The 25,870-nt window shown below is 37.7% G+C and carries 28 protein-coding genes and 2 rRNA genes; 10 read left to right on the forward strand and 20 right to left on the reverse strand.

Annotation, left to right across the window (positions count from 1 at the left end; translation table 11 throughout):
* The 4 genes from Sarmat_RS01240 to rpsL all read right to left on the reverse strand — a co-directional run.
* Positions 1 to 222 (reverse strand): hypothetical protein (locus tag Sarmat_RS01240; protein ID WP_202149039.1); only part of this gene is annotated, 222 nt, incomplete at its 3' end.
* Positions 223 to 673: 451 nt separating this feature from the next.
* Positions 674 to 2,788 (reverse strand): elongation factor G, encoded by a 2,115-nt coding sequence (gene fusA, locus Sarmat_RS01245; RefSeq protein ID WP_202149040.1) that lies wholly within the window; start codon positions 2,786 to 2,788, stop codon positions 674 to 676.
* 10 nt (positions 2,789 to 2,798) lie between these two features.
* Positions 2,799 to 3,287 carry a 30S ribosomal protein S7 gene (gene rpsG, locus Sarmat_RS01250; RefSeq protein WP_202149041.1) on the reverse strand — a complete coding sequence of 163 codons (489 nt, stop codon included), beginning with the start codon at positions 3,285 to 3,287 and terminating at the stop codon, positions 2,799 to 2,801.
* Positions 3,288 to 3,464: 177 nt separating this feature from the next.
* Positions 3,465 to 3,872, reverse strand: a complete 408-nt coding sequence (gene rpsL, locus Sarmat_RS01255) for a 30S ribosomal protein S12 (RefSeq protein ID WP_202149061.1) — start codon at positions 3,870 to 3,872, stop codon at positions 3,465 to 3,467.
* 74 nt (positions 3,873 to 3,946) lie between these two features.
* Between rpsL and Sarmat_RS01260 the strand changes: the two genes are divergently transcribed.
* Both Sarmat_RS01260 and Sarmat_RS01265 read left to right on the forward strand, forming a co-directional pair.
* On the forward strand, positions 3,947 to 4,105 hold the full coding sequence (locus Sarmat_RS01260) for a hypothetical protein (protein WP_202149042.1): 159 nt from the start codon (positions 3,947 to 3,949) through the stop codon (positions 4,103 to 4,105).
* A 229-nt stretch (positions 4,106 to 4,334) separates the two neighbouring features.
* Positions 4,335 to 5,348: a D-alanine--D-alanine ligase gene (locus Sarmat_RS01265; RefSeq protein ID WP_202149043.1), complete on the forward strand. Its 1,014-nt coding sequence runs from the start codon at positions 4,335 to 4,337 to the stop codon at positions 5,346 to 5,348.
* A 23-nt stretch (positions 5,349 to 5,371) separates the two neighbouring features.
* On the opposite strand, the gene radA is transcribed toward Sarmat_RS01265, so the two are convergent.
* The 3 genes from radA to ygfZ are packed head-to-tail and all read right to left on the reverse strand — an operon-like array spanning position 5,372 to position 8,440.
* Positions 5,372 to 6,712, reverse strand: a complete 1,341-nt coding sequence (gene radA, locus Sarmat_RS01270; protein WP_202149044.1) for a DNA repair protein RadA — start codon at positions 6,710 to 6,712, stop codon at positions 5,372 to 5,374.
* Positions 6,713 to 6,758: 46 nt separating this feature from the next.
* A complete protein-coding gene (locus Sarmat_RS01275; protein WP_202149045.1) occupies positions 6,759 to 7,574 on the reverse strand; it encodes a ComF family protein in 816 nt (271 codons plus the stop codon).
* Positions 7,575 to 7,597: 23 nt separating this feature from the next.
* Positions 7,598 to 8,440, reverse strand: a complete 843-nt coding sequence (gene ygfZ, locus Sarmat_RS01280) for a CAF17-like 4Fe-4S cluster assembly/insertion protein YgfZ (protein ID WP_202149046.1) — start codon at positions 8,438 to 8,440, stop codon at positions 7,598 to 7,600.
* Positions 8,441 to 8,516: 76 nt separating this feature from the next.
* Here ygfZ and Sarmat_RS01285 point away from each other — a divergent pair, with 76 nt between their 5' ends.
* Both Sarmat_RS01285 and Sarmat_RS01290 read left to right on the forward strand, forming a co-directional pair.
* Positions 8,517 to 9,584, forward strand: coding sequence for a glycosyltransferase family 4 protein (locus Sarmat_RS01285; RefSeq protein ID WP_202149047.1), 1,068 nt, complete (start codon positions 8,517 to 8,519; stop codon positions 9,582 to 9,584).
* Between the two features lie 110 nt (positions 9,585 to 9,694).
* On the forward strand, positions 9,695 to 11,191 hold the full coding sequence (locus Sarmat_RS01290; protein ID WP_202149048.1) for a S1C family serine protease: 1,497 nt from the start codon (positions 9,695 to 9,697) through the stop codon (positions 11,189 to 11,191).
* A 92-nt stretch (positions 11,192 to 11,283) separates the two neighbouring features.
* Here the strand turns inward: Sarmat_RS01290 and Sarmat_RS01295 are convergent, their stop codons facing one another.
* Complete coding sequence (locus Sarmat_RS01295) at positions 11,284 to 11,865, reverse strand: NifU family protein (RefSeq protein ID WP_202149049.1); 582 nt, start codon at positions 11,863 to 11,865, stop codon at positions 11,284 to 11,286.
* A gap of 69 nt (positions 11,866 to 11,934) precedes the next feature.
* Positions 11,935 to 12,732 carry an RsmE family RNA methyltransferase gene (locus Sarmat_RS01300; RefSeq protein WP_202149050.1) on the reverse strand — a complete coding sequence of 266 codons (798 nt, stop codon included), beginning with the start codon at positions 12,730 to 12,732 and terminating at the stop codon, positions 11,935 to 11,937.
* A gap of 466 nt (positions 12,733 to 13,198) precedes the next feature.
* Between Sarmat_RS01300 and Sarmat_RS01305 the strand changes: the two genes are divergently transcribed.
* Positions 13,199 to 15,947 (forward strand): 23S ribosomal RNA (locus Sarmat_RS01305).
* 302 nt (positions 15,948 to 16,249) lie between these two features.
* Positions 16,250 to 16,364 (forward strand): 5S ribosomal RNA (gene rrf, locus Sarmat_RS01310).
* 84 nt (positions 16,365 to 16,448) lie between these two features.
* Here rrf and Sarmat_RS01315 read toward each other — a convergent pair.
* From Sarmat_RS01315 to Sarmat_RS06775, 3 genes are all read right to left on the reverse strand, one after another.
* On the reverse strand, positions 16,449 to 16,595 hold the full coding sequence (locus Sarmat_RS01315; protein ID WP_202149051.1) for a hypothetical protein: 147 nt from the start codon (positions 16,593 to 16,595) through the stop codon (positions 16,449 to 16,451).
* A gap of 701 nt (positions 16,596 to 17,296) precedes the next feature.
* Positions 17,297 to 17,512: a transposase gene (locus tag Sarmat_RS06770; RefSeq protein ID WP_244127093.1), complete on the reverse strand. Its 216-nt coding sequence runs from the start codon at positions 17,510 to 17,512 to the stop codon at positions 17,297 to 17,299.
* 365 nt (positions 17,513 to 17,877) lie between these two features.
* Positions 17,878 to 18,171, reverse strand: coding sequence for an IS630 transposase-related protein (locus Sarmat_RS06775; protein WP_341826592.1), 294 nt, complete (start codon positions 18,169 to 18,171; stop codon positions 17,878 to 17,880).
* Between the two features lie 125 nt (positions 18,172 to 18,296).
* Here Sarmat_RS06775 and Sarmat_RS01325 point away from each other — a divergent pair, with 125 nt between their 5' ends.
* Complete coding sequence (locus Sarmat_RS01325; protein ID WP_202149062.1) at positions 18,297 to 19,589, forward strand: Na+/H+ antiporter NhaC family protein; 1,293 nt, start codon at positions 18,297 to 18,299, stop codon at positions 19,587 to 19,589.
* 84 nt (positions 19,590 to 19,673) lie between these two features.
* Entirely contained in the window at positions 19,674 to 19,796 is a 123-nt protein-coding gene (locus tag Sarmat_RS01330; protein WP_202149052.1) for an IS630 transposase-related protein, read from the forward strand.
* 315 nt (positions 19,797 to 20,111) lie between these two features.
* Here the strand turns inward: Sarmat_RS01330 and Sarmat_RS01335 are convergent, their stop codons facing one another.
* Positions 20,112 to 20,651 carry an RNA pyrophosphohydrolase gene (locus Sarmat_RS01335; RefSeq protein ID WP_202149053.1) on the reverse strand — a complete coding sequence of 180 codons (540 nt, stop codon included), beginning with the start codon at positions 20,649 to 20,651 and terminating at the stop codon, positions 20,112 to 20,114.
* A gap of 283 nt (positions 20,652 to 20,934) precedes the next feature.
* Here Sarmat_RS01335 and Sarmat_RS01340 point away from each other — a divergent pair, with 283 nt between their 5' ends.
* Together Sarmat_RS01340 and Sarmat_RS01345 are read left to right on the forward strand one after the other, a co-directional pair.
* Entirely contained in the window at positions 20,935 to 21,339 is a 405-nt protein-coding gene (locus Sarmat_RS01340) for a hypothetical protein (RefSeq protein ID WP_202149054.1), read from the forward strand.
* A gap of 15 nt (positions 21,340 to 21,354) precedes the next feature.
* Positions 21,355 to 22,110, forward strand: coding sequence for a phage BR0599 family protein (locus Sarmat_RS01345; RefSeq protein ID WP_202149055.1), 756 nt, complete (start codon positions 21,355 to 21,357; stop codon positions 22,108 to 22,110).
* A 336-nt stretch (positions 22,111 to 22,446) separates the two neighbouring features.
* Here Sarmat_RS01345 and Sarmat_RS07280 read toward each other — a convergent pair whose 3' ends face one another.
* The 7 genes from Sarmat_RS07280 to Sarmat_RS01380 all read right to left on the reverse strand — a co-directional run bounded on the left by Sarmat_RS07280 (position 22,447) and on the right by Sarmat_RS01380 (position 25,717).
* Entirely contained in the window at positions 22,447 to 22,548 is a 102-nt protein-coding gene (locus Sarmat_RS07280; RefSeq protein ID WP_410520488.1) for a hypothetical protein, read from the reverse strand.
* Positions 22,549 to 22,558: 10 nt separating this feature from the next.
* Positions 22,559 to 22,894, reverse strand: a complete 336-nt coding sequence (locus Sarmat_RS01355; RefSeq protein ID WP_202149056.1) for a transposase — start codon at positions 22,892 to 22,894, stop codon at positions 22,559 to 22,561.
* Positions 22,891 to 23,118 (reverse strand): transposase, encoded by a 228-nt coding sequence (locus Sarmat_RS07285; protein WP_202149063.1) that lies wholly within the window; start codon positions 23,116 to 23,118, stop codon positions 22,891 to 22,893. Before Sarmat_RS07285 ends, Sarmat_RS01355 begins: the two co-directional genes overlap by 4 nt.
* 440 nt (positions 23,119 to 23,558) lie before the next feature.
* A complete protein-coding gene (gene efp, locus Sarmat_RS01365) occupies positions 23,559 to 24,125 on the reverse strand; it encodes an elongation factor P (RefSeq protein WP_202149057.1) in 567 nt (188 codons plus the stop codon).
* Between the two features lie 314 nt (positions 24,126 to 24,439).
* The gene (locus Sarmat_RS01370) at positions 24,440 to 24,874 is read right to left on the reverse strand and encodes a transposase family protein (protein WP_202149058.1); all 435 of its coding nucleotides are present in this window, start codon (positions 24,872 to 24,874) and stop codon (positions 24,440 to 24,442) included.
* Between the two features lie 101 nt (positions 24,875 to 24,975).
* Entirely contained in the window at positions 24,976 to 25,203 is a 228-nt protein-coding gene (locus Sarmat_RS01375; protein ID WP_202149059.1) for a hypothetical protein, read from the reverse strand.
* Between the two features lie 370 nt (positions 25,204 to 25,573).
* Complete coding sequence (locus Sarmat_RS01380; protein WP_202149060.1) at positions 25,574 to 25,717, reverse strand: hypothetical protein; 144 nt, start codon at positions 25,715 to 25,717, stop codon at positions 25,574 to 25,576.
* Between the last annotated feature and the right edge of the window lie 153 nt (positions 25,718 to 25,870).

Here is a 25,870-nt window from a genome sequence, read left to right on the forward strand (position 1 = left end):
TCTTTCTAATTCACGGTCTGACAAATCTTCCATGAATTGCAAAAGCAAACATTTAAAAAGACGCTGAACTCCATAACCTTTATAATTTGCAGGAGATTCAACGCTTTTTAATTCTTTCGCTGCCACCTCAAAATCAAATAAGTCTTTAAATTTGCGATATTGATGCTTTGGACTAACTAATTGATTTAAACTTACCATTGTAATTTGATGCGCTGAAGACATTTGAAAACCTCGTTCTTTTGAGATTTATTATAACAAAAATTACCTCATCTCGCAACGGTCCCAAAATTCAAAAAATTAAGCAATAGAATCACATCCTCTGTTTTGCAGAGATGATTGAGCAACTTAACTAACTTTTTCAACTAAACAACGATGATTTTTTTCATTGGAATATCTAAAATAAATGACTACAGTGTTGTTATGTGCGTCAAAGCATTGAGTAGTCGATAATATTTCTGTCTTAAAGTTACAGACTTCTTTTTTAAAACTCTACTTCCGGACAGCAACTACGTTGTAATTTTCATTCAACGCACTTGCCCAACTAACACTCGCTTAACTTTATGTAAGTTTAAAGTGCCGCGCTTTTATCTGGTCCTAACCTTTACTCTTGACCTAGTGTGAGTTTGAAAAAGAAGGGCAATAAATTATCTCCTTTGCCCCTTTTACTTGTTTTTTACTTCTTTTCTTTAATCTGAGTTTCGATATGGCTTGGCACTTGTTCATAAGATTCTAGAACCATACTATATTGCGCTCTGCCCTGCGATAGAGAGCGTAGAGTATTAATATAACCAAACATTTCAGCTAAAGGCACGAACGCTGTGACTATTTGAGCATTGCCAGTGGGAGCAGGGCTAACATCTTTTAATTGACCGCGTCTGGAGCTCAAATCACCAATCACATCGCCCACATAATCTTCTGGAGTAATCACTTCTACCTTCATTACCGGTTCTAGAATTTTAGGTCCTCCCTTTGGTATGCCTTCTCTAAAGGCAGCTTTCGCCGCAATTTCAAATGCTAAGACGCTAGAATCTACATCATGAAAAGCTCCATCGAGTAAGGTGGCCTTGAATCCCGTCATGGGATAGCCAGCTAAGACGCCAGTATCTTTGATAGCTAATAACCCTTTTTCTACTCCCGGTATATATTCTTTTGGTACAGCGCCACCAACAATCTTACTCTCAAAGGTGAAGTCTGCAGCTGACTCTACGGGTTCGAAAAGAAGCTTAATGCGCGCAAATTGGCCGGCTCCCCCACTTTGCTTTTTGTGAGTATAATCGATCTCGCATGCTTTAGTGATGGTTTCTTTATACGATACTTCTGGAGCACCTATATTTACCTCCACCTTAAACTCGCGTTTCATCCTATCTACTATAATCTCTAAGTGCAGCTCGCCCATGCCCTCGATGACTGTTTGGCCTGACTCGCTTGTAGAATATCTAAAGGACGGATCTTCTGAGGCGAGTTTATTAAGCGCAACTGACATTTTTTCTTGATCAGCAGTAGCCTTTGGTTCAACTGCAAGCTTGATAACAGGTTCAGGAAATTCCATCCGTTCAAGTATCACTTGGTTATCTATCGAGCAGAGCGTATCACCGGTAGTAGTATTTTTTAATCCTGCGAGTGCTACTATATCACCAGCGGAACTTTCCTTGATATCTTGGCGTTGGTTTGCATGCATAAGCAGCATTCTACCTATCCTTTCCTTCTGATTTTTCACGGAATTCAGCACAGTATCTCCACTACACAATTTGCCGGAATAGACGCGCACGAACACTAAGGAGCCAACAAATGGATCGGTCATGACTTTGAAAGCAAGAGCTTTAAAAGATTCTTCCGGTAAAAGAGCAAAATCTTTTTCTTCATCTGTTTTCACCTCTATGCCTTTGACCGAGCCAATATCTATTGGGGATGGCAAATAGTCTATAACCGCATCTAACAAAGGTTGCACGCCTTTGTTTTTAAAGGCACTGCCGCATAGTACCGGAAAGAACTTCATAGATAGAGCGCCCTTCCTGATGTACTTCATAATCAGGTGTTCATCATCTATAGCTTTGCCTTCTAGGTAATCATGCATCAAGTTATCATCTAGTTCAGCTATTGTTTCAATAAGGTGAGTTCTATATTCTTTGCTTTGCTCCATTAAATCTTCTGGAATATCCTGTACGGTATATTCAGTACCAAGAGCGTCTCCTTGCCAAATAAGAGCTTTCATGCGTACCAGATCTACCAGACCAATGAAATTTGCTTCGCTGCCTATAGGAAGTTGTAGTACTAGAGGTTTTGCTCCCAATCTACTTTTAATCATGCTCACGCATCTAAAAAAATCTGCACCGCTTCTGTCCATCTTGTTTACAAATGCGATGCGTGGCACTGAATATTTATCTGCTTGACGCCAAACAGTTTCAGATTGAGGCTCAACTCCCGATACGCCATCGAACACCGCAACTGCGCCGTCGAGAACGCGAAGAGACCTCTCTACCTCGATGGTAAAATCTACGTGACCAGGCGTATCGATGATATTAATTGTAAAATCTTTAGAGCCGGCAGGGGCGAACAAACCGCGCTCCCTCGTCCAAGAACAGGTCGTTGCGGCAGATGTAATGGTGATGCCACGCTCTTGCTCCTGCTCCATCCAGTCCATGGTGGCGGCGCCATCATGTACTTCGCCGATTTTATTAGACTTACCAGTATAAAATAGGATTCTTTCCGTTGTAGTTGTTTTGCCTGCGTCAATATGCGCGCAAATACCAATATTACGAGTTTCTTCTAACACTTTATTTTTATTCATTACACCCCTCTTATCTACCGGCATTACTATGTTTCGCTAAGTGAGCAAAAGCTCTATTAGATTCGGCAGTTTTATGAGTATTCTCTCTCGTTTGCATTGCGCCTCCTCTGTTATTAGCCGCTTCAAATAACTCCGCTGCAAGGCGTTCAATCATCGTTTTTTCCGATCTCTTTAATGCAGCGGCGAGAATCCAACGGAATGAGAGAGCGGTTGCTTCTTTTTCTCCCACCATGCCCGGCACTTGGTAATTAGCGCCGCCAACACGCACGGATGTGACTTTCATTTGTGGTTTAACGTTAGATATGGCTGTATTGAATGACTCAAATGGATCAACGCTGTATTTAGATTGCATTCTGTCGAGTGCAGAATAGACGATTTTTTCTGCTAGGGCTTTTTTACCTTCGCGCATTACATAATTAATGAATTTAGAAATTAAATAGCTACCATATTTTGCATCTGGCACTATGACTCTTGCAGTTGCTGCTCTACGACGAGACATTTAGGTTCCTCTTAAAAAAATTTATAAATAATAAAAATAAAACAAAGTAAAAATAGAACAAATAAAAAATAATCAATAAAAAGGTAGTGAATAACAAATATAGATAAGACAATTGTTGCGAAGCAAAAAATTAACTATACTCAGCCACCTAAAAAGGCACTACCTTATATTTGCGTATTATTTCTTTTTTGGAGCGCCCTTTGCTCCAGCCGCTTGTGCCGCAGATTTTTTGGCTCCATATCGAGACCTTGCTTTTGCACGACCTTTTACGCCAGCTGTATCTAGTGCACCCCTAATTATTCTATATTTTACACCAGGTAAGTCTTTGACTCTACCACCATGCACAAACACGGCGGAGTGCTCTTGTAAACTATGCCCCTCACCTCTAATATATGCATATACCACGCGTCCGTTACTTAGTCTTACTCTGGCAACTTTACGCAAGGCTGAGTTAGGTTTTTTAGGAGTTTTTGTTCCAACCCATATACAAACCCCTCTTAATATTGGATTGCCTTCTAAATCAGGTGCGCCAGTACGCTTAACTTTAGGCTTGCGGCCTTTGCGTACTAGTTGGTTAAAGGTCATTCTACTTGTCATATGCACTTCAAAGAAATATATTAATAAAAATAAGTTATTTTGCGAGATAGTTGTGGCGACGCATGGCATTTACAAAGCTTCACGAACCACCCCAGGAGTTATTTTGCTTTTTATTAGAATCTGCTATTTTCTTGCTGAAGATGCAGAGTTTAAAAACAGGAACCAACAAAAAGTTAAATCAGTTTGATTCACTACAAGATAAATCAAAAGATCAGAACTAATAGCTAATTATAACGACTTTGATATAAAAAGCAAGACTTTCGCAAGACCCATTGCGAATAGATTGAAAAGTTTATTCTACCAGATGTGACATGACTCTTGCGATATAAATATTTAGTATTATTATGCCTTAATAGATTCTTGATGCCTTAATAGATTCTTGACGATAGTAACTATAAAAAATAATTGGTTTTTTGAAAAATGCACAAAAATTTTAGAGCTACTGAAGTTTTGCTCGATATTCGCGAAAGTAAAGATCCGCAAAAACTCATTGTTGTATTAGGCGGGGGTTTGTCACGCGAGAGGGATGTATCTAAGGTCTCTAGCAAGGCTATTACTGACGCACTACTTCGCCTCAAATATGATGTGGTATTGTTAGATGTTGGTAACGATATAGCTCAGACACTCAGCCAAATCCGTCCTCATGCCGTTTTCAATGCGCTACATGGCACTTATGGCGAAGACGGTGCGGTGCAGGGTATGTTGGATATAATGCAAATACCTTATACACATAGTGGTTTGCTAGCATCCGCTATTGCCTTTAATAAAAATTATAGCAAGACGCTGTGGCGTGATGCTGGGTTAAATGTGGTGCCGACACTGAATCTTGCTAAAGATGACGAAAAGTCCTTTAGGCCATATGTAGTTAAACCAGTGTCGGAAGGTTCTAGCGTTGGTGTAGAAGCGATTTTTCCAGAAGATAATTTTACGTTATCTGAGAATGATGAGGAGTATGGCAAGAAATTGATCGAGCCTTATATTCAAGGTAGAGAGCTGCAGGTTGCGATGCTTGATGGCAAGGTATTAGGCCATATGGAAATTAAACCCCTAGAGTCTAGAATTTTCGATTATGAAGCAAAGTATACTCCGGGTAAAGCACTGCATATTCATTCGCCAAGGTTGGAACAGGGGTTGGTGGATTTGATGTATGAGGCGAGTGTGATTGCGTATCAAGTATTAAATTGTAGAGGGCTGGCTAGATTAGAGTTTTTATATAGAGAGGAGGGGAGGGCGCCTAATACGATGCATCGCGCTTTATTTGAGCGAGAAATAGCAGATTTAGCGAGTGCAAAATCCGATTTGCTTGCTAAGCATAAGTTATGGTTTGATAAATTATTTTTATTAGAATTAAATACGCACCCTGGTTTTACGCCAATCTCCCTTTGCGCAGAGATGGCGCAGGCGCGTGGAATTGAATTTGATGAATTGGTTGAGATGATATTATTAAATGCTACTCACGATTAACGCTAATCGTTAATAAAAGAGCATTAAAATATTTTTTTAATTTCTTGTACGTGTTTTATACTCATCACCTTATCTGTTTGCTCTAGCCCTTCAAAGGCGGAGCAGACCACCTTATTAAATCCAAGTTTAACAGCCTCTTTAATTCTGGCCAAGGGTTGGTTCACTCTGCGCACCTCCCCAGATAAACCTATTTCTGAGAAGAAGACCGCGTTGTTTTTAACTGGTCTATTAAATCTAGCAGAAACAAGTGCCGCTGCCACCGCTAAATCTGCAGCTGGTTCGTTTATTTTAATGCCACCAGTAACGCTTAGATATACTTCGTAGTTTGATAAGTTAATTTGGCATCTAGTAACCAACACGGCAAGAATCATTGCTAACCTATTAGTATCCCAACCAACAACAGATCTGCGTGGCATTGGCATATTGCAAGGCGCAATTAAGGCTTGCACTTCTATTAACAAAGGTCTTGACCCCTCTATACCCGCAAAAATTGCGCTACCACTTATGTTATGGTCTCTATTCATTATAAATAGCTCAGATGGATTAGTGATTTCCTTTAAGCCATTTTGCGTCATTTCAAAAACTCCTATTTCATTCACGCTACCAAAGCGGTTTTTAATAGAGCGTAAGATGCGAAAATGATTGTTATGATCTCCCTCGAAATACAAAACGGTATCCACCATATGCTCTAGCACTTTTGGGCCGGCTAGCTGGCCGTCTTTTGTAACATGGCATGCTAAGATAAGTATGATATTATTCTTCTTAGCGTAAGTGATGAGTTCGTGCGAGACTATGCGTATTTGCGAGATGGTGCCTGCGCTTGAATTAATTTTATTGCTGTTGATGGTTTGTATGGAATCTATAATTACTAACTTTAATCCAGGGTTTGCGTCTAGAGTGCTGATGATATCTTCTAAGCTATTAGATGCAAGTAGTTTGGTTTGATTATTTATTACACCTAACCTAGAGGCCCTGAGTTTAATTTGATTTGTCGATTCTTCTCCTGTTATATAGAGACAATCCATGCCATCGCATACTAAACTAGTGATTAATTGCAGAAGGAGTGTTGATTTACCAATGCCTGGGTCACCCCCTATCACAACTGCGCATCCTTCTACTAGCCCCCCACCTAACACCCTATTCAATTCGCTAAACTGAGTAATTATTCTTGTTTTTTCGATTAATAAATCGCTATTAAGTAACTCTAGTGTTTGCTGCGCTCCATTATTAAATACCATCTCCTTCTTTTTATCAATAATCTGTTCTTCCATAGAACCCCATGCATTGCAGTCTAGGCATTTGCCAGACCATTTATGAGATAGGCTACCGCATGCATTGCAGATATATTGTAGTTTGATGCTCATATTTTTAAATTTAATGTAAAATAAAATGACTAAAACGTTGGACGTTTTACACTCTTGCAATAGTAAAGATATAGACTTTTTTTGCACCCGCTTCCATTAAAATACGACTACACGTTTTGGCAGTTGCGCCGGTGGTGAGCACATCGTCTACTAATAGAATTACTTTGTTTCGTATGTCATATTTGGTATTGAATATAATTGTATTTTGAGCGTTCTCTTGTCTCTGTTGCTTGTTGAGACCAACTTGAGATTTGCCTATTTTATATTTAATTAGTAGATTATGTAATACTTTTTTCTTGAACATTTTGTTTAATTCATGCGCTAAAACTGACGGAGGGTTATAAAGTCTTATTAATCTTTTAAAAAAATTCATTGGCACTGGTATTATCAAGTCTAAATCCTTTACCTCTTCTTTATATTTCTGAAATAATATGCGTGCAAAAAATTTGCCTACCCCGGTACGATCATAATATTTAAACTGATGTATCAGGGCTTTATTAGCGTGATTAAAGATTAAAACGCTCCTTGCGAGACTAAAAACCGGATGGGAGCGAGTGCATTGGGCGCACTCCATATATTCTTCTATCTCAACCGCCATAATTTTGCCGCATATAGCGCAGTAAGGCTTAGTAACAAAATAAGAGAGAATCCAACATTCATGACACAAGCCATCATGATCTGCTATTAATGCTGAGCATTGAAGGCAGGAAGGTGGTAATAAGTAGTTAAGTATTATATTAGACATCTTTCGAAACTCTACTCCTAATGGCAACTGCGCGTCGCTGTCGATGCGTGAGTCCTCGCGTACTTTATGTACGTCGAGAGTGCTGTGCTTCGTATGTTCCTCGCATTTGCTCATCATGAGTGAGTTCGTAAAGATATCTATTAAACATTGCGCCATGGTGGCGTGGATATCTGCACTTCTTGGTTAGACAGCAGAGTAGGGTGGATGGCGCTATATAGCTCGGTATTAATCATCGCTATTCCATGCATGACATTAGACGCATCGATGTAGTAAGAAAGGACGCGTCCAACTTCTTGTTGTTGATTAATTAAAATGCACTCATCTGGTTGAGTTGGTTGATAATTAGCGCAAGATATGCCGAACAACTGTTTGCGCACAGTGCCTTTGGTTCTGATATTAGTAATTAACTCTTGTCCAACGTAGCATCCTTTAGAATAGCTTAGAGCATTTAGCTCTCGGGCCCCATACTCGAGTATAATGGATCTATTTACATGATAGTCTAACGGGCCATCTGGTATAGCAAAAAGATATTTATCTTCGATATATGAATTGCCAAAATTAGAATCATCATCTAAATTAGAATGGACGACGCGATAGCCCAGTTTTGAGCATCTAGGATCTTTTGCATACAAATATGCATCTTTTACATCCATACTATATTTTATTCGTAAGATAGAATCTTCTATTTCTATACGCGATCTGAGTTTATATTTAAGTAGATATTGTATTAGCCATTCCTTTTGAGTAGTGGCTACGTCTATGAAAAAAGAAGAATCGATGTGATTATAGAAGATAAAAAAATCAAATAAATATTTGCCTTCTGGAGTGAGAAGATATGTATAAACTACTCGTACTTCAGAATCGTCTATTTTTTCTTGAGTGATAGACAAATCATTAGTAATCAGGCTTTGTAGAAACCTGAAGGCGTCTGCGCCATATACAAGCAGTAATGATCTATGTATCAATTGCGATGTAGCGCGCATGGGTGATTATATAAAAATTTAAATTAAAAAATAATAAAATAATGACTTTAACTAAAACCAAAAAACGAGGTAAAAAATGAGAATATTGACTATTATCTCCGGTAGAAATCTTGGTGGTTCTAAACAAGTTTTTTTTGATTACGTTGCCATTTTTTCAAGACTAGGGTATGAGATTGTACCAGTAGTACGTAAAGGAAGTAAAGTGCATCGAAGATTAATTGCATTATTTCCGGAAATTACGAGCAAAATTAGATTTATTTATTACTTTCGTTGTCCATATTGGCCATTTAAAGCAATTGCTGCCAATGCATATCGCAAGTTACATCAAGAAGAGAAGTTTGATTTGGTTTTATTTCATAAACCAATAGACTTATTTTTTGCATTTCATGCTCATTTAAGTTGCCCATTATTATTAGTATTACATACATTTTCATTACGTTATTTATATTGCGCAAATCATGTTATTGCTGTGTCAGAATCGCAACTTAATTTTCTCAAACAACATGAGTTGAAAGTACCAATGTCTCTTAGATATAACTTTCTTACCTCAATGCCAATAGAAAAAAATAGCGTGGATCAAAGTGTATCTAAAAAATTTACATTAGGTACTATGTGTGTATTGAGAGGGAAGAAGAATTTAGGGTTGTTACTTAGGGCTTGTTCAATATTAAAACAACAAAATATCGCCTTTAAATTAATTATCGCCGGGTCTGGTACTAAAAAATTATTAATATATTTATATCGCTTTTGCCTAGGATTAACTGACGATGTTGAAATTAGGCCATGGGTCACTAATAAGCAGAAATTTTTTGAGGAAATAGATTTATTTTGCCTAACTAGTTTATCTGAAACATTTAACCTTACCCTCATAGAGGCGATGGCTCATGGAGTGCCAGTTATTTCTACTAGCTGCGAGGGGCCAAAGGAAATTATCACGCATGGTTACGATGGTTATTTAGTAGAATCTTGGAATGCGCAAGATTATGCAAATGCATTAGTTAATATTATAAATAACGACGAAATGCGCGTGAATTTTGCTCAAAGAGGAGCGGTAAAAGTGCGTGAGAAATTTTTTATCGAGGGAGCGGCGCATGATGTAAATGTGATTTTGAGCAACTATTTAAGTAGAGGTGATGATAAATAGTAAATAAAATATGATGAGTGAGAGATATTTTTAATTTTTTATTGCTATTGCTAGATGTGATTAATACAATTGTGCCTGTATTGTTTTAATAAAGTTATTGATCAATTTTTATGTTGAGTTGCATTCGTCATTATATTACTTCTATTTGCGTAGTTATTCTATGCTTTGCTCAGTCTTCGGTATTGGCTTTATCGGAAGGGAAGGTGTTGGATCAGATCAAGCAATCTATTGTAACAATTAATTCTCGCATGACTTATTCTGCATTTTATCCTTTAGGTAATATGTCTGGTACTGGTTTTATTGTAGATTGTAAAAAGGGTTGGATTGTTACCAATAGCCATGTTGTGGGCGGTCATAGCGTGGGCAACTATAATATCGTATTTTATAATGGCCACAGCATTTATGGTGATGTAATATATTGCGATACTTGGCAAGATTACGCAATTATTCAAATCAATCCATCCGAAATACCCGAAGGTACAGCGCCTATAAAGCTAGCGAAAGATCTTGCTAAGCATTATCAGAAAGTATACGTGATAAGTAATAGCGATGGCTTGGCTTTCTCTTTGCACGAAGGTGTGGTGTCTGATAGCTATGGTATACATGGGGTGCCTCCTAGGGCTTCATATGTTATAACCTTGGGGGCTAAAGGTGGGTCTAGCGGTTCTCCAGTGCTCAATGAGAAGCATGAAGCTATAGGTGTGGTACATGGGGGGAACGAAACCTCTTCCTCTGTTTTTGCGTTGTATTCGCAGTATGTAGAACACGCTCTTGAAGCTTTGGGGCGTAATGCTGAAGCACCGAGTGTGCCGGTGAGGCAACATATAGGGGTGATTTGTAAATCTATGTGCTTAGATAAGGCTGTGTTACATAGATCTTTGCCCCGTCAGGTAGTTACTGATTATATAAAAGCATTTCCTGATGCTAGAAATAGCGCTCTTGCCGTGGAGTCTGTGTTAGCTGGTTCACCAGCGGTGGGTAAATTATTTGCAGGTGATATTATCGTGTCAGTCAATAATGTTAAAGTAGCTAATAACCTATATCTTTTTGATAAAGCCATGAATGAGGCTAAAGGAGTTGCATCTGTTGTGTTATATCGTGACGGAAAACAAATAACACAAGAAGTGGAAGTATATGATGTAGAGAAATACAAAGTGAAAAAGTTACTTTCTTATAACGACGCTATTTTTGCCAATGCTGACGAGTTAGCAAGTTATTATACTGGAGTGCCTTTGGGCTATTTGAGCGTAAGACATGTGAGAGATGGTAGTAGTTTAAGTTCTATTTATCCATTTTATAAGGAAGAAGGGTATAGGTTGCAAATTTTAAGTATCGCAAATCATCCAATAAATACTATTGATGATTTGATTAATTTATTAAAGGATAATAAAGTGCCTAAGAATACTACCTTTTTGGTGAAAAACTATCTTCCTTATTGGAATTATAATTCTGTTACAGCCCATCAAACTTTACTGCATGATGTGATATTAGATAGTGCCAATGGAACCCTGATGAAAGTTGATAATTTAGGAAAATGGAGCGAAGAGATAATTAATTCTTCATTTATGCAGCAAGAGTCGCCCGCTGTGAGCGAGAACGCTCGCTAGTAGAGGGTTTTTAACAAGACGTGTGCTGGAGGGGTTAGAGAGTGTTTAGTTTTTTGAAAGTAAGTGGGGGTGGATGCGTTTGCATCGGTTTATTAAACCGCCTCCACGCTCTCCACTTCTGGCACGTAGTGTTTAAGCAAAGATTCTACGCCTTGTTTGAGCGTTATTTGTGCATTTGGGCAGCCAGAGCATGCGCCTTCCATTTTTAAAAACACCACGCCGTCTTGGAAATTATGATAGCTGATGTAACCGCCATCTATGGCCACCGCTGGCTGCACTTTCGTTGCAATAATTTCGATAATCTGTTTTTCAATTTCTAACCTATCTTTTTCTTGGTAGCTGCTTCTTTTGTTATGATCATTCCCAGTTTCCGTCACATCATTTTTTGGAGATAAAATGGCTAAGCCGGATTCTATATATTCCGCAATATGTAGAGCAATCTCTGTTTTGATTTCTTGCCATTCTATTTCGTTATTTTTTGTAATCGTAATAAATTCTTTATGTAGGAATACGGCTTTCACCCCATTAATTTCGAATAGTTGGTAGACCAATGGGCTAATATTTAACGCTTCAGACTTAGATGCAAAATATAATGCTTGATTTAATTGAATTTTTTCATTGAAAAGAAATTGTAACGCGTGGGGGTTTGGAGTGTCTTGGGTATGTATTATCATTGCTTTGCTTTAGAATTTTTTGTTTAGTTATTAATTAAGGAAGTATTTTATCTTTTTATTGATCGTAACTTATCGATTGTAAAATAAAAGTTGCGCATATGCTATGGCAACTGTCGCCGCCACCTCTGAGCGTAGTATATTGTTAGATATATTCCATGCCAGAATGTTATCTTTCTCATGCAATATCCGATCCTCATCTCTACTAAATCCACCAGCTGGCCCTACTAATATTAATATTTTATTATAAGCGCGGGTTTGATCGACTGCGGTGAGGAGATGATTATGGGGTATTACATCATCTTCACCACCCGCTTCCTGAGCTGCGCGTATGATTCTTTCGCTACAATAGCACACGGCATCGTATTCTTGAAACGGTATATTATCCAACTTGCAGTGATTGAAGGAGGGGGGGTGGAGCCTATTAGATTGTTCGGTAGCTTCTATTGTAATTTTTAGAAGTCTTTCTTTATTTACATTCATTTTATAGGAATGAGCTGAATCAAATAAATGAAAGTGCGCGATGTTCATCTGAGTGCCAGCGTCAATCACCTCATATAATTTGTCTGGTTTAAGTAAGCCTAGCGCTAGATCGAATGTACAATGGTTTTTGGCGTGTTGCTTTGGTTTGCGAAGTTGTTGATGCACTAGGAATGCGCAGGGTATTTTATGGCAAGATGTTATAAATTCGCCTTCAGATTGATTAAATATAATCAAATCATCTCCTACTTTGAGCCTAAGCACATTATGTAAGTAGTGTTTATATTGGTGAGATAAGTGAATTATAGAATTTAATGCAATTTTATCCTCGTAATAAAGACGATTAACTCTGCGTGAGGTATGTGTTTTTTTATATTCTTTGTTGTCCATTGCTGATTGCGCGAAATAAATTGTTGATTAATTTATAAAATTTTTTGATGGTTTTTTTGGGTATAACATGAAGTGATATTAAGGATATTTCACCTCTTATATCTCGGATTATGAAGCTTGATTAGTATACTTGATAGTATGTTACATCATAAATTAATTACCTGAATATTTTATATTAATTTTATATTTTTTTAAATTTTTTTTAAAATAGCGCTTGACTTCATAATTAATCTTTGTTATAAATGTAGTTACGAAGGCGTTGCGAGCTAGTTTAAGTCTCCCGCCTCGTAGCTCTAAACACAAGTAAAGATGTAAAAATAAAATACAAGCTAATAACATTATCAATTATTTTGGAATTTATAATATACATAGTTTATGTACTTATTATAAAAATTCAATTCGTTATTAAAGTTGATACAATGCTAAATTAGTTCTGCATATAAATAGCACAATCTCAAGTCGCATTAAATAACAATTAAAGAGCATTTGGTGGATGCCTTGGCACTAGAAGGCGATGAAGGACGTAATACGTTGCGATAAGCTCCGGGGAGTTGCGAGTAAACTTTGATCCGGAGATCTCCGAATGGGGAAACCCACCTGCCGTGGCAGGTACTGCATAATAAATTAGTAGTTATGTAGAGCAAACCCAGCGAACTGAAATATCTAAGTAGCTGGAGGAAAGGACATCAAACGAGACTCCGTTAGTAGTGACGAGCGAACGCGGACCAGGCCAGTGGCCTGAAGACTAAAACTAGAATGACCTGGAAATGTCAACAATAAAAGGTGATAGTCCTGTATAGGTAAAGTAGTCTTTGGGCACATGAGTAGGTCGGGACACGTGAAATCCTGATTGAATATGGGGGGACCACCCTCCAAGCCTAAGTACTCTCTAGTGACCGATAGTGAACAAGTACCGTGAGGGAAAGGTGAAAAGAATCTCGAACAGAGAAGTGAAATAGATCTGAAACCGAATGCTTACAAGCAGTCGGAGCCCCGCAAGGGGTGACGGCGTACCTTTTGTATAATGGGTCAGCGACTTAATTTATCGAGCAAGCTTAAGCCGTTAGGTGTAGGCGTAGCGAAAGCGAGTCTGAATAGGGCGTTAGTTCGATGAATTAGACCCGAAACCGAGTGATCTAGCCATGGTCAGATTGAGAGCGAGGTAATACTCGCTGGAGGATCGAACCCACTACTGTTGCAAAAGTAGGGGATGAACTGTGGCTAGGGGTGAAAGGCCAATCAAACTCGGATATAGCTGGTTCTCCGCGAAATCTATTTAGGTAGAGCGTTATATGTTTACTTCTGAAGGTAGAGCACTGAATGAGCTAGGGGGCTTACCGGCTTACCAAACTCAATCAAACTCCGAATGTCAGAAGTTTAGAGTATAGCAGACAGACTACGGGTGCTAAGGTCCGTAGTCGAAAGGGAAACAGCCCAGACCGTCGTCTAAGGCCCCAAAGTTGTGGCTAAGTGTGAAAGGATGTGGGAAAACCAAGACAACTAGGATGTAGGCTTAGAAGCAGTTCCATCATTTAAAGAAAGCGTAACAGCTCACTAGTCTAAATATTAAGTTTTCCTGCGCCTAAAATGTAACGGGGCTAAAGCCACACGCCGAAGACACGGATCCATAGAATGTTCTATGGGTGGTAGCGGAGCGTTCCGTAAGCCTGTGAAGATAAACCGTAAGGTTTGTTGGAGGTATCGGAAGTGAGAATGCTGACATAAGTAGCGATAAAAAGTGTGAGAAACACTTTCGCCGAAAGTCCAAGGGTTCCTGCGTCAAGTTAATCTGCGCAGGGTTAGTCGGCCCCTAAGGCGAGGCCGAAAGGCGTAGTCGATGGGAAACATGTTAATATTCATGTACCGGAAGGATGTGACGAAAAATTCCAACTTGTACTCGCTTATTGGATTGCGAGTGCAGGCGACTTTTTCCAGGAAATAACCCTTCATAAGACCGTACCCTAAACCGACACAGGTGGACAGGTAGAGTATACCAAGGCGCTTGAGAGAACGATGCTGAAGGAACTAGGCAAAATGCATTTGTAACTTCGGGAGAAAAATGACCTATGCAAGGGCAACCTTGTGTAGGTGGCACAGAAGAGGGGGTAGCGACTGTTTACTAAAAACACAGGACTCTGCAAAGTCAATAGACGAAGTATAGGGTCTGACGCCTGCCCGGTGCTGGAAGATTAAGAGGAGAAGTGAGAGCTTTGAATTGAAGTCCCAGTAAACGGCGGCCGTAACTATGACGGTCCTAAGGTAGCGAAATTCCTTGTCGGGTAAGTTCCGACCTGCATGAATGGCGTAACGACTTCCCCGCTGTCTCCAGTATCGACTCAGCGAAATTGAATTCTCCGTGAAGATGCGGAGTTCCCGCGGTTAGACGGAAAGACCCCGTGAACCTTTACTATAGCTTTGCACTGGCGTTATGAACTAGATACGTAGCGTAGATGGGAGACTATGAAGCAGCCATTCCGGTGGTTGCGGAGTCACAATTGAAACACCATCTGTCTGGTTTTTTGACTTCTAACTAAAAACCTTGAATCAGGTTTTAGGACAATGCATGGTGGGTAGTTTGACTGGGGCGGTCGCCTCCCAAAAAGTAACGGAGGCGTGCGAAGGTTAGCTCAGGTTGGTCGGAAATCAACTTTTAGAGTGCAATGGCATAAGCTAGCCTGACTGTGAGTCTGACAAGACGAGCAGAGACGAAAGTCGGTCATAGTGATCCGGTGGTTCCATGTGGAAGGGCCATCGCTCAACGAATAAAAGGTACTCCGGGGATAACAGGCTGATGATTTCCAAGAGTCCATATCGACGAAATCGTTTGGCACCTCGATGTCGGCTCATCACATCCTGGGGCTGTAGTAGGTCCCAAGGGTTCGGCTGTTCGCCGATTAAAGTGGTACGTGAGCTGGGTTTAGAACGTCGTGAGACAGTTCGGTCCCTATCTGCCGTGGGTGTTGAAGCTTGAGAGGATCTGTCTTTAGTACGAGAGGACCGAGATGGACGTACCTATGGTGTACCAGTTGTTGCGCCAGCAGCATAGCTGGGTAGCTAAGTACGGACGGGATAACTGCTGAAAGCATCTAAGTAGGAAACCCACCTCAAAACTAGGCTTCGTAGAGCCGTGATAGACTATCACGTTGATAGGCTGGGTGTGTAAGCGCGGTAACGCGTTGAGCTAACCAGTACTAATAGCTCATGCTGTTGTTTAATGTGTGAATGTGATCATATCATATTTTAAAAATGTAGAAATATAAAAGTCTTCGAGATTGTGTGTATGCAGTGCTAAGTTAGTATTGTAGTCAGTCTTTGATGGCGCTTTGATGTTCTTTATGTTGTTCAATGTTCTTTGTATTGGTTTTGTTTTTCTCTTTCTTTGTGTTTTTAAGTGTACTTAAGTGTTTTTACGTTTTTAGGTATTCTTACTTATACTCACACTTCTGGTTTTAGAAAATACTTGCACCCATTTTTTTAACTCTTTTTACTTTAGAAGGGGCTCGGTGTAAATGATTGGTGTGATGGTTATAGCGCAAGTGCAACACGCGATCCCATTCCGAACTCGAATGTGAAACCTTGCTGCGCCAATGGTACTATGCTTTTAAGCATGGGAGAGTAGGTCGCCGTCATGCCTATGATTTACATCACCTGTTTATCCTTGTCCACCGCCTTATCTAGGCTATTTTATCCTGCGCTGCATCGTTTTATTTTTTGCCTTACCTACTTCTAATTATTTTTTGTAGCGTTTTATCACGATCAGTCTTCTTTAACTTCCATGGAGCTTGATGGTCGATATAAGCATTAGCTTCATCAGCTAAATGCACTATTCTCTCAAGTACTCTATTAATTTCAAACTCATACATTAACCCAAACGCATCCTCTTTAATACATGTGCCAAATCAAGCAATGCTCGATTTTTCTCATCAAGCTGTGCAATATCTATTTTTGGCACTTGCCCTTAGTACCGGACACATAGTTGCCTAGGCAGTATCGACATTGATTCTATCCATAGATAAATTCCGGTTATAAAAACGAAGCCAAGATATGCAATATCAAGCTTGTCGTATCTTGTTGCGACACGCCTTAGTACCGGACACATAGTTGCCTAAGCTTTGAATTTAAAGGATTGTTAGACATAATAGATCTGAGGAAAAAATCAAAAATTTCGATGAATTTTGATTGCATTAATATTGTCTAAATTTAAGATATCCACTACCAACGCTGCAACTTCGACCGCATCTATTAGCTGATCTTTAAAAATCTGTAAATTCTTTTAATTACTGAATCTTGCTTTGCGTCACTTATTATGCCCTCTGCTATTTTAAGAATTTGTACGTTCGGGGTGATAAAATTATCATCACCAATAATTCGACTCTTGATTTACTCCATCGAAAATGTTTTGATAACATTTGGCATAGAGTGGTATTGTAGAACATAAACATCCTTAATTAGCGTTAAAAATGTATATGTTTAACTGCTTTTCTACCTTTACGCTACTACTTTTTTACCTAACTGGCCGGTACTAAGCCACATAGCTAAAGGCTTTTTTTATAACTATAGTAATTTAGGTTGAATTAGGTATTTTAAAGAAATAAGAAATAGCCTCATATAATTGATCAAATGCAGTAATTTGATTTTTAATCCATCGTTTCATATGAGTCAAAAATTTCTCTATTGGACTCAGATCTGGTGAATATGGAGGCAAAAAAATGATCCTGCAATTTACTGATTCAATCAATTCTTTTGTCTGCTTAGATTTATAAAAAGAAGCATTGTCCATAATTACAACTTGGTCGGACTTTAATTCCTTAATTTGAATTTTAGGTTATGCAAGAGGTCTAGTGTATTGCATGGACCATTAAATACCATAGGTGCTATTGATTTATCCTGCTATAATATTCGTTCTTTCGTAATGTTTGCCACTCTTTTACTAACTAATTTCTCGCCTTTCTTTCCCCATTCCCGATCCTTGCATATCGTCATCTCGATACCGCTCTCGTCAATATAAACTACACTTTCAGTAGATATATCTTTTATTTTTTCTTGGCAATCTTGGTGTCTTTCTTCGCTAGCTTCCAGGTAGGAAAAGTCTTTTTTTATAGCTAAAGCCTAGATTTTTTAACCAGTAACTGATTGTAAAAATACTTACTCCAAATTTTTGGGCAGCTTTTTCAATGTCATATTTTCATTTAATTTAACGTAGCTTTCAAGTGCTTCTAGATCAATTTTTCTTTTTGAACCACCTCGTTTCTTTGCGAGATAATTGCCTTCTTTTTTATATTTTCGGTACCACCTTCCTATTGCTGATACACTTATTTTAAATAATTTAGATGCTTGGTCATAACTATACCCGGCTTCTAAATATTCTACTACTTTCTCTCTTAAATCATTGCTGTAGCTTTTTTTGTCATTTTTCCTTTCATTATAACGAAAAATTATATCTAATTCAACCTAAATTACTATAGCAGTGGGTGGTGGACTTTGATATAGTTGCAACATACTCGCAAATGATGATAGAATCTCTTAAGATACTCTAGGTATCTTAAATCAATAGTATATATGTGATGGCAATACTCGTAAGCTTTGGGCCGATTCTACTATTTGTGGCTATCTTTTTTGGGTCTGGTTTATATTTTTCATTATCAGGGATGAAGAATGCCTTCTATATACTACCCCCAACAGCAGCAATCATGCCATCGATAGTAGTTGCGTGGCTGATGAATAGAAGCTCTGCGGACAAAACTATGAGAAGGTTTTTGAATGGGGCGGCTCAACACGACATAATTACTATGTGTATGATATTTCTGTTAGCTGGTGCTCTCAGTTCTGTAACTCAGACCATAGGTAGTATGACCGCCACTGTTAATTGTACTCTAACGATAATACCAAAGCACTTTATGCTTATAGGTGTTTTTTTAATTGGAGGGTTAATCTCAACTGCTATCGGCACTTCAATGGGCACCATTGCTGCTTTGGGTGTTATTGTAACGGAGTTAGCGAATAGAGGGGCATTTCCGCTAGAAATTGGGGTTGCCACGTTAGTGAGCGGCTCGATGTTTGGAGATAATATGTCGTTAATCTCAGATACTACAATTGCCGCTGTATCATCTCAGAATGCTGATTTTAAATCCAAATTAAAACTAAATGCGCTGGTTGCTTCCATCTCTTCAGTTATTACTATTGGATTTCTCTTGCTACATCAAGGTTCTGCTAATCATATTTCTCATGATACATTTTCTTTTATTTTAATTTCCCCTTATATCTTGCTTATTCTGCTAGCTGTATTGGGAGTAAATGCATTTGTTACACTCGCGATGTCTATTTTATATTCTGGAGTCATAGGTATATTTTTTACTTCACAATATTCTTGGCTAGCCTTAGCGCAAGATATTGCAAAAGGCTTTGCGAATATGCAGGAAATTATGATGCTGTCGATATTGATCGGTGGTCTTTCCGGGCTTTCTCGTAAGAATGAAACAATGATTATTGCAAAACTACTTTCTCTTTTGCCAAAAAACGCTGGTAGGAGAGCGGGGCAATTGCTAATATCTCTTATAGTTTCGGTTTTCGATATTTTGCTAGCTAATAATACTATCGCCATTATTTTTAGCGGCCCCTTGGCTAAGGAGATAGCGGAGAAATGTAAGATTAAACCTTATGAAAGCGCTACGTGGCTAGATATTTACTCATGCGTATTTCAGGGTATTATTCCTTATAGCGCGCAAGTTTTATTAGTTTCTGCAATGGCTAACATCTCGCCATTAAATGTAGTGAGTAAGGTGTATTACTGCTATATTCTAGCCATAGTGAGTTTTATTTACATAATGTGTGCCGGTTCCGGTAGAAGGCGAAAATAACTAACAAATGCTTGGCGTTGATAGTTTGTTTGTGTCAAAGATATATAGTAATTTAGGTTGAATTAGATATAATTTTTCATTATAATGAAAGGAAAAATGACAAAAAGCTATAGCAATGATTTAAGAGAAGAAGTAGTAGAATATTTAGAAGCTGGGAATAGTTATGACCAAGCATCTAAATTATTTAAAATACCTAATTCAACCTAAATTACTATAGTCTTGTGCATAGAAAAACAATATGGTACATCTTACAGCTTGACATACGCGGTCAAACTCTTATACAGCTTAGGCCAGTAGTTAAAAATCATATTAATAGCGAGCAAGTTGAATGTAAACAAACAAACAGCATTCATGTAGCAATACTAAACCCACTACGTAAGTGAATGCGATGAGTAGAATTGGCGTGGTAATAATTCGCGACAACACTCCAATCTCATGGATCAAAAAAGGTTAAAGAATATCTTGTAAAAAGTAAAATAGAGCTAGTGTTTTTACCCCATGCAGTCTAAGTCTAAAAGTAAGCTAATCGAATAGTTTATTATCACGAATTTGAGCAATAGAATGAAGAATAAAAGCAAATTCAGATATCAACGCAGCATATAACCTTCTTTTAAACGGGATAGAAGAGGCGACTAGCTTATCAGAGTCCACCCATCTCCAGTCCATAAATTCCGGATTAGTAGTATTAATGTTTATATCGGAATCATCGCCAGTAAATTTAATTAAAAACCATTTTTGTTTTTGACCGCGATATTTGCCATCCCATAGCCGAGGTATTAAAAATTTAGGGATATGATAGCTGTACCAGTGCTTACTTTCTGCTATAATTTCTCCTTTATTACATCCAAGCTCTTCTTCCATCTCTCGCATTACTGCCCCACTAGGCGTTTCGCCTAAATCTATACCGCCTTGAGGCATTTGCCAAGTGTTACTCTTGGAGTCTATTCTTCGCGCAATAAGAATTTGATTGTTGTCATTCACTATCATCATTCCTACCCCTAACCTATAAGGTAAAGAATCATAATCTTGCTCTCGTTTTTGTTGCGTCTGCTTTGTTTCCATTTTTTTACTAGAAACGCTCTTAGATTAAAACTCCAATACACATGTTCGAGCATCAACAAGAAATTTCTATCCCCCCTAATTAACTATGATTGCATCCACCTTTACATACTCTATATGTAGAAAAGTGTAGAACATTCTATAATGATGTCAAGTACGAGAATCGCCGAGCAATACGGTAATTAGCAGGTAAAAAAAGCATAAGTGATGTATTAATGCTCTGGTGGTAGCTATAGTATAATAAATGTTCGCAATAGAATTGACAAATAATAGAAGTATTAAATTTATGATTACTTTATGTGCCGTAATAGCTGGTTTTTTAGCCCCATCATTACTGGAGATAGTGAATATTATAGGTGCGCAAAAACGCCGTAAATTTCAAAAACAATTAATAGAAATAGAGCCCAAAAAAAAAGATTATCAATTACTTCTGAATATGCACGAGCAACTCAACAGGCGCGAGGATAAATTAGAAAAATTAAACTCATCAGTAAGGCCAATCATAGCCTATGGTTTGTTTGGAATATATTTTTTAATTAAAGTTACCTCCTATTTTGTTCTTGCAAAAAGTGGCCAACTTGATGTGCTTATTTCGCAGATTTGGTCTGAGGATGATAGAGCGATTTTTTCTGGAATTATTAGTTTTTATTTTGGTCAAAGAGTATGCAGTAGAATTAATCACAATAAATAATCGAGAGGATGTTTTATGACGAGAATGCCGGATGTAGCTATATTAGCTCTGCAAAATGGATATATTCCATACTATTGTTTTCGCATCACTTTAAGCTCTAAACAAACGTTATATTTAACCTCCGCCAAACATGACGTGCAAAAAGATGGCGTTGTTTTTAGTAGCGCTGATTTAAATATTATAAAAGGAGAATTCGATGATGATTATAACAACTACTTAATTATAGAAAGCATTGATTACCTACTACAGCAAGACAGATATAATTTTCAAGATGCGGTTTTTGCTATTGATGTATATTGGGATGAATATAAGTATTTTTTTGGTAATTACATATGCACTCATTGTGAAAAATTAGACTTTCGCCTCCAATTAAAATTGGAGTCTGAAATGTTCAAATATCGTAATCTAGTTCTAGATTGTTATAGTAAAAATTGTAGAGCGAAATTAGGGGATGAGTTATGTGGGATAGATATTCATAAATTTAGTACAATGTATAGAATATCTTATATTGAGGGAAGAAAAATAAAGTTATTAGACACAATACTATTAAAATCTTTTGTTAAAGGTTTGTGCTGGATAAAAGAAGTGGATATAGTATGGAGTGCTAAAATTATATACCATACGGAAGTAGAGTTGAAATTAGATCAACCTATACCAAAAAATCTTGATGGCGCAAAAGCATGTCATCTCACTCCATATTGCAATAAAACATTAGAGATGTGTGCTACGTTTTTTCAGAATTGCAAAAACTTTCAAGGTGAACCATTTTAAGAATTTATTTTTTTAGTTCTAATCCAAACATGCTAGCAGAATATTATTCTCATAATACATGACTTTCTTTATCAAATCTTAGCTATAACAGCAACCAACAGTGTGTTTTGATATATCATTTTTAAAACCACAGTATATTTTGCTCCATTTTCTATCGCTTTGTTTTTCTGGTTCAATAGACCTCTTTCGAAACTCGCTCAATTAAGAGCAAATACGAGAAGTATACGAAGCACAGAGCCGCAGCGTACATGAAGTACGTGAGGACTTGCGCATCGACAGCGTCGCCGCAGTTGCCATCAGGAGTAGAGTTAGGAAAGAGGTCTAATTTAGAACCAGTCACGTAAAACCACGTGATAAGTTTTTCATCATAATTTTTGTAAAAGCCAATTGTACAAAAGCCTTAGCTGAAGAGGTGGTTATTTCGTAATCTTTTGACAATCTTCTAAAGTTACCAAGCCAAGCGAATGAGCGCTCTACAAGCCATCTCTACTGTTGCACCTAAAAAGCCCTTAGTGCCAGCTTTAGACTTAACAATGGTAAGCAAACTACCACGAGCGTGGGTATAAAACCACTTCTGTAAATCTCCTTGGTAACATTGGTCCGCTAAAATCCTTACTAACCTTGGAAATTTTTCCTTTAGACCAAATAATACTCTTTTTGCACAGTTGCTATCGTGAGGGGTTGCGCTATGGACATCGATATTCATAGGATAACCTAGGGTATCTACAACTATACGACGCTTCCTATCTTCTACCTTTTTGCCTCCATCATATCCTTTTTTCATTTTTTAAAAGAGCGTGTTTTAACGCTTTGACTATCAATAATTCCTATGCTAGGGCTTGATTCTTTGCTCACTTGAAGCCTAATGTTAGTTCTCGTTTCGTTCATTAAATCTTCAATTATACCCCTGTGCTTTAGCCTATTAAAATAGTTAAATACTCTCTTCCATTCACCAAAATCATTTGGTAAATCTCGCCAAAAACAGTCATTTTTTGTTACATAGAATATTCCATCTCATAGCTTTCTTGCATCCTTAGGTGGTGGCCGACCTTGTTTACCTTTTCGCCTGTATATTATTTTTTCTATTAATTCCCACTCTTTATCACTAGTGTCGCTACTATATTTTTTTGACATCTTTTCTCTTTTTTTGACGCCTATTATAGCAATTCTTTTTTATATTTTAATATTTGACGTGACTGGTTCTTAGTCCAACGGAATATTTCTGCTTTAGAGATACCAAACGTTCCTTGCTATTCTAAAGAACGATAAATCTTTTTTCTTTTTGTTTTGAGTACCTTTTTCTAAATGACGGGGGAATATAAACTTCCTGAGATCTTCTTGCGTAAGACAATATTACTTATCTCACCTAGATTCATGCTCCCCGCATGACACTTTAGCTATATTAACACAAAGAGAAGTTGTGTTTTAAAGGTTTTGATTGGTAAATTTTATTTCGCTCGCTCTACAAAACTTAAATCTTCGGTTTTGACTACAATATTTTCACCAGCTTTGATATAACTAGGCACCATCACCTTAATGCCATTGGTAAGAATTGCTGGCTTATAGGACGCAGTTGCAGTTGCTCCATGCAGTACAGGTTCCGTTTCTGCTATTATACACATTACTGTAGGTGGTAGATGTAGTGAGATGGGGCGATCTTCGTATGTTTCTAATACAAGATGCATGCCTTCGATCAGGAATGCGCTTTTTTCATCCAGTAGATCTTTATCAAGTTGCATTTGCTCAAACGTTTCGTTATCCATTACAATAATACTATCGCGCTCCATGTATAAAAATTGCACATTAGACCTCTCCAGGAAGGCTTTTTCCACCATATCAGCAGAGTTGAAGCGATGGTGGAGCTTTGTACCATTTATCAAATTTTTTAATTCTACCTGAACATAAGCAGGCCCTTTACCTGGTTTAGTATGCTCCGGTGGTTTGGTGACGGTGAATAGCTGATGATCTAATACTAAAACGTTGCCTATTCTGATGGCGTTAGCGGAAATTTTCATTGGTACCTCCCGAATATTTTATTACGTTATTAATGAGTTCAATTCTAAATACAAAACGATAGCATAATCAAGTAGTTTGTTTTTATAAGTTCCAAAAAAGTTTAATTTTTCATAGCTTATACCCTTTTGCAATCAAATACGACTTATGATGTAACAAACAAGGTCGTCTCATTATTTATGCCATTATGCCAAAAACACTATTATTTGCTGATAATAGACTTCTTCACAAACTGTCATTTTTGTAATTCCATATTGTAAATAGCAGATATTTATCAGCTACGATTTTAAATCGTTTAATCATGTCAATAACATTTTTATTGGCTACTCTTTCTCTTGCTATTATAAAATCCATTTTTGAAATTAATAATTCCAGCTATAATATTAAACTTTAAGTTATACGCTTTGCATTTATTACGGTAAAGATTCGATAAAATGCGAAAGTTTTTAAGTTGAGCGATAATATTTTCAACTTTTATACGTCTTTTAGCAATTATCTTATTATATATTTTTTGCCAGTAACTCAAGGGCTTTTTCTTTCGTGTTTTTATCGGTGTTTTGGCGTTCTTGCAAAGTTTCTTTAACCCCTGATATCCGGAATCAGCATAAATATTGGTATCTATCGGAAGACGATCTTTCTGTTTATGAATTTTAAAATCATGAATCTTGCCGTGGTAGGATTTCAGTCTTAAGTGCGTGCCTACGTTTCTTACCAGAAAAATAATCTTTTTGTTTCTTGCTAGGCCTTTCAATTATTTGCTCCGTTATATCTATTAACTGTTCAGTCTCTTCAGAACTTAGAGTGCGATTTTTTTCTATCGCAATCAACTTCGCGATCAATCGTTCCAAAGTTTTAATTATTCTGCATACCCTTGAAACATCTATCCCAAACATAAAACCTACCAGGCCTCTTGTATTTGCCAACGACTTTCTTTGCCCATGATACTTCAAGTTTCCTCACTAAAATATCAAATTCTTCACAACTAATGCCAAATAATCTTAAAAAAATTCTTGGATGTTCCTGATTTTTGTGTATGATATTGCCATATATGGAGTAGTTTTGTGTTGAAATAAACTTCATATATACCTTCTGTCTTGAAAAAATCAAGACCTCTTTCTATCATTAGGCGATATATTCTTACTTACGCAACAGGTCTAATATACTTCTTTAAAACTTTGATAAATAAAGGTTTATAAGCCAACACTACTCTTTTGCTTTTAATACAAGTCGTTTTGCGTCTTGTGATCTGCTAACTCCTTTCTTTTGTCCCGATCAGCTCCTCAGGATATAGCCTATCCCAACCCACCGCAACTGCGGATCTATAATCTAGGTATCTTTATCTACAAGAAGCACTGGCTATGCAGCATGGTAAAGCGGTATTTACATTATCTAATGCAATACAACACTTAATCATCTGCTCGCGAGCGTACCTTTGATCAGACCTTGTTACTTAAAGACGTTCTTGCATATTATTATCTGGCACGAGAGCCTCTGGCACCGATTCTGCATCTAGTACTTCCGATAATACCCCCATCGCATCTTTATAGTATTGTAGTATTATACAAAAGGCGCTTGAGATGGTTTGGACATGCATCCATATCCCGCAAGCACTTGCTCGTACATCTTAGAACCAGTCACGCAAAACATTTAACTAACCTATTCAGCATAATTTTTGTGAAAGCTAATTGAACAAAAGCCTTAGCGGATGAAGGGGAAATCTCATAATCCTTGGACAATCTTCTGAAAT

Origin of the sequence: Candidatus Sarmatiella mevalonica (assembly GCF_016751895.1) — a bacterium.
GTDB lineage: Bacteria > Pseudomonadota > Alphaproteobacteria > Rickettsiales > Rickettsiaceae > Sarmatiella > Sarmatiella mevalonica.

Bases quoted from the DNA above. Each gene is read 5' to 3' on its own strand.
- fusA (WP_202149040.1), bottom strand. From the start codon at position 2,788: ATGAATAAAAATAAAGTGTTAGAAGAAACTCGTAATATTGGTATTTGC.
- rpsG (WP_202149041.1), bottom strand. From the start codon at position 3,287: ATGTCTCGTCGTAGAGCAGCAACTGCAAGAGTCATAGTGCCAGATGCA.
- rpsL (WP_202149061.1), bottom strand. From the start codon at position 3,872: ATGACCTTTAACCAACTAGTACGCAAAGGCCGCAAGCCTAAAGTTAAG.
- Sarmat_RS01260 (WP_202149042.1), top strand. From the start codon at position 3,947: ATGGCATTTACAAAGCTTCACGAACCACCCCAGGAGTTATTTTGCTTT.
- radA (WP_202149044.1), bottom strand. From the start codon at position 6,712: ATGAGCATCAAACTACAATATATCTGCAATGCATGCGGTAGCCTATCT.
- Sarmat_RS01275 (WP_202149045.1), bottom strand. From the start codon at position 7,574: ATGATGAGCAAATGCGAGGAACATACGAAGCACAGCACTCTCGACGTA.
- ygfZ (WP_202149046.1), bottom strand. From the start codon at position 8,440: ATGCGCGCTACATCGCAATTGATACATAGATCATTACTGCTTGTATAT.
- Sarmat_RS01285 (WP_202149047.1), top strand. From the start codon at position 8,517: ATGAGAATATTGACTATTATCTCCGGTAGAAATCTTGGTGGTTCTAAA.
- Sarmat_RS01290 (WP_202149048.1), top strand. From the start codon at position 9,695: ATGTTGAGTTGCATTCGTCATTATATTACTTCTATTTGCGTAGTTATT.
- Sarmat_RS01295 (WP_202149049.1), bottom strand. From the start codon at position 11,865: ATGATAATACATACCCAAGACACTCCAAACCCCCACGCGTTACAATTT.
- Sarmat_RS01300 (WP_202149050.1), bottom strand. From the start codon at position 12,732: ATGGACAACAAAGAATATAAAAAAACACATACCTCACGCAGAGTTAAT.
- Sarmat_RS01315 (WP_202149051.1), bottom strand. From the start codon at position 16,595: ATGTATGAGTTTGAAATTAATAGAGTACTTGAGAGAATAGTGCATTTA.
- Sarmat_RS06770 (WP_244127093.1), bottom strand. From the start codon at position 17,512: ATGGACAATGCTTCTTTTTATAAATCTAAGCAGACAAAAGAATTGATT.
- Sarmat_RS01325 (WP_202149062.1), top strand. From the start codon at position 18,297: ATGGCAATACTCGTAAGCTTTGGGCCGATTCTACTATTTGTGGCTATC.
- Sarmat_RS01330 (WP_202149052.1), top strand. From the start codon at position 19,674: ATGAAAGGAAAAATGACAAAAAGCTATAGCAATGATTTAAGAGAAGAA.
- Sarmat_RS01335 (WP_202149053.1), bottom strand. From the start codon at position 20,651: ATGGAAACAAAGCAGACGCAACAAAAACGAGAGCAAGATTATGATTCT.
- Sarmat_RS01340 (WP_202149054.1), top strand. From the start codon at position 20,935: ATGATTACTTTATGTGCCGTAATAGCTGGTTTTTTAGCCCCATCATTA.
- Sarmat_RS01345 (WP_202149055.1), top strand. From the start codon at position 21,355: ATGACGAGAATGCCGGATGTAGCTATATTAGCTCTGCAAAATGGATAT.
- Sarmat_RS01355 (WP_202149056.1), bottom strand. From the start codon at position 22,894: ATGAAAAAAGGATATGATGGAGGCAAAAAGGTAGAAGATAGGAAGCGT.
- efp (WP_202149057.1), bottom strand. From the start codon at position 24,125: ATGAAAATTTCCGCTAACGCCATCAGAATAGGCAACGTTTTAGTATTA.
- Sarmat_RS01375 (WP_202149059.1), bottom strand. From the start codon at position 25,203: ATGAAGTTTATTTCAACACAAAACTACTCCATATATGGCAATATCATA.
- Sarmat_RS01380 (WP_202149060.1), bottom strand. From the start codon at position 25,717: ATGCATGTCCAAACCATCTCAAGCGCCTTTTGTATAATACTACAATAC.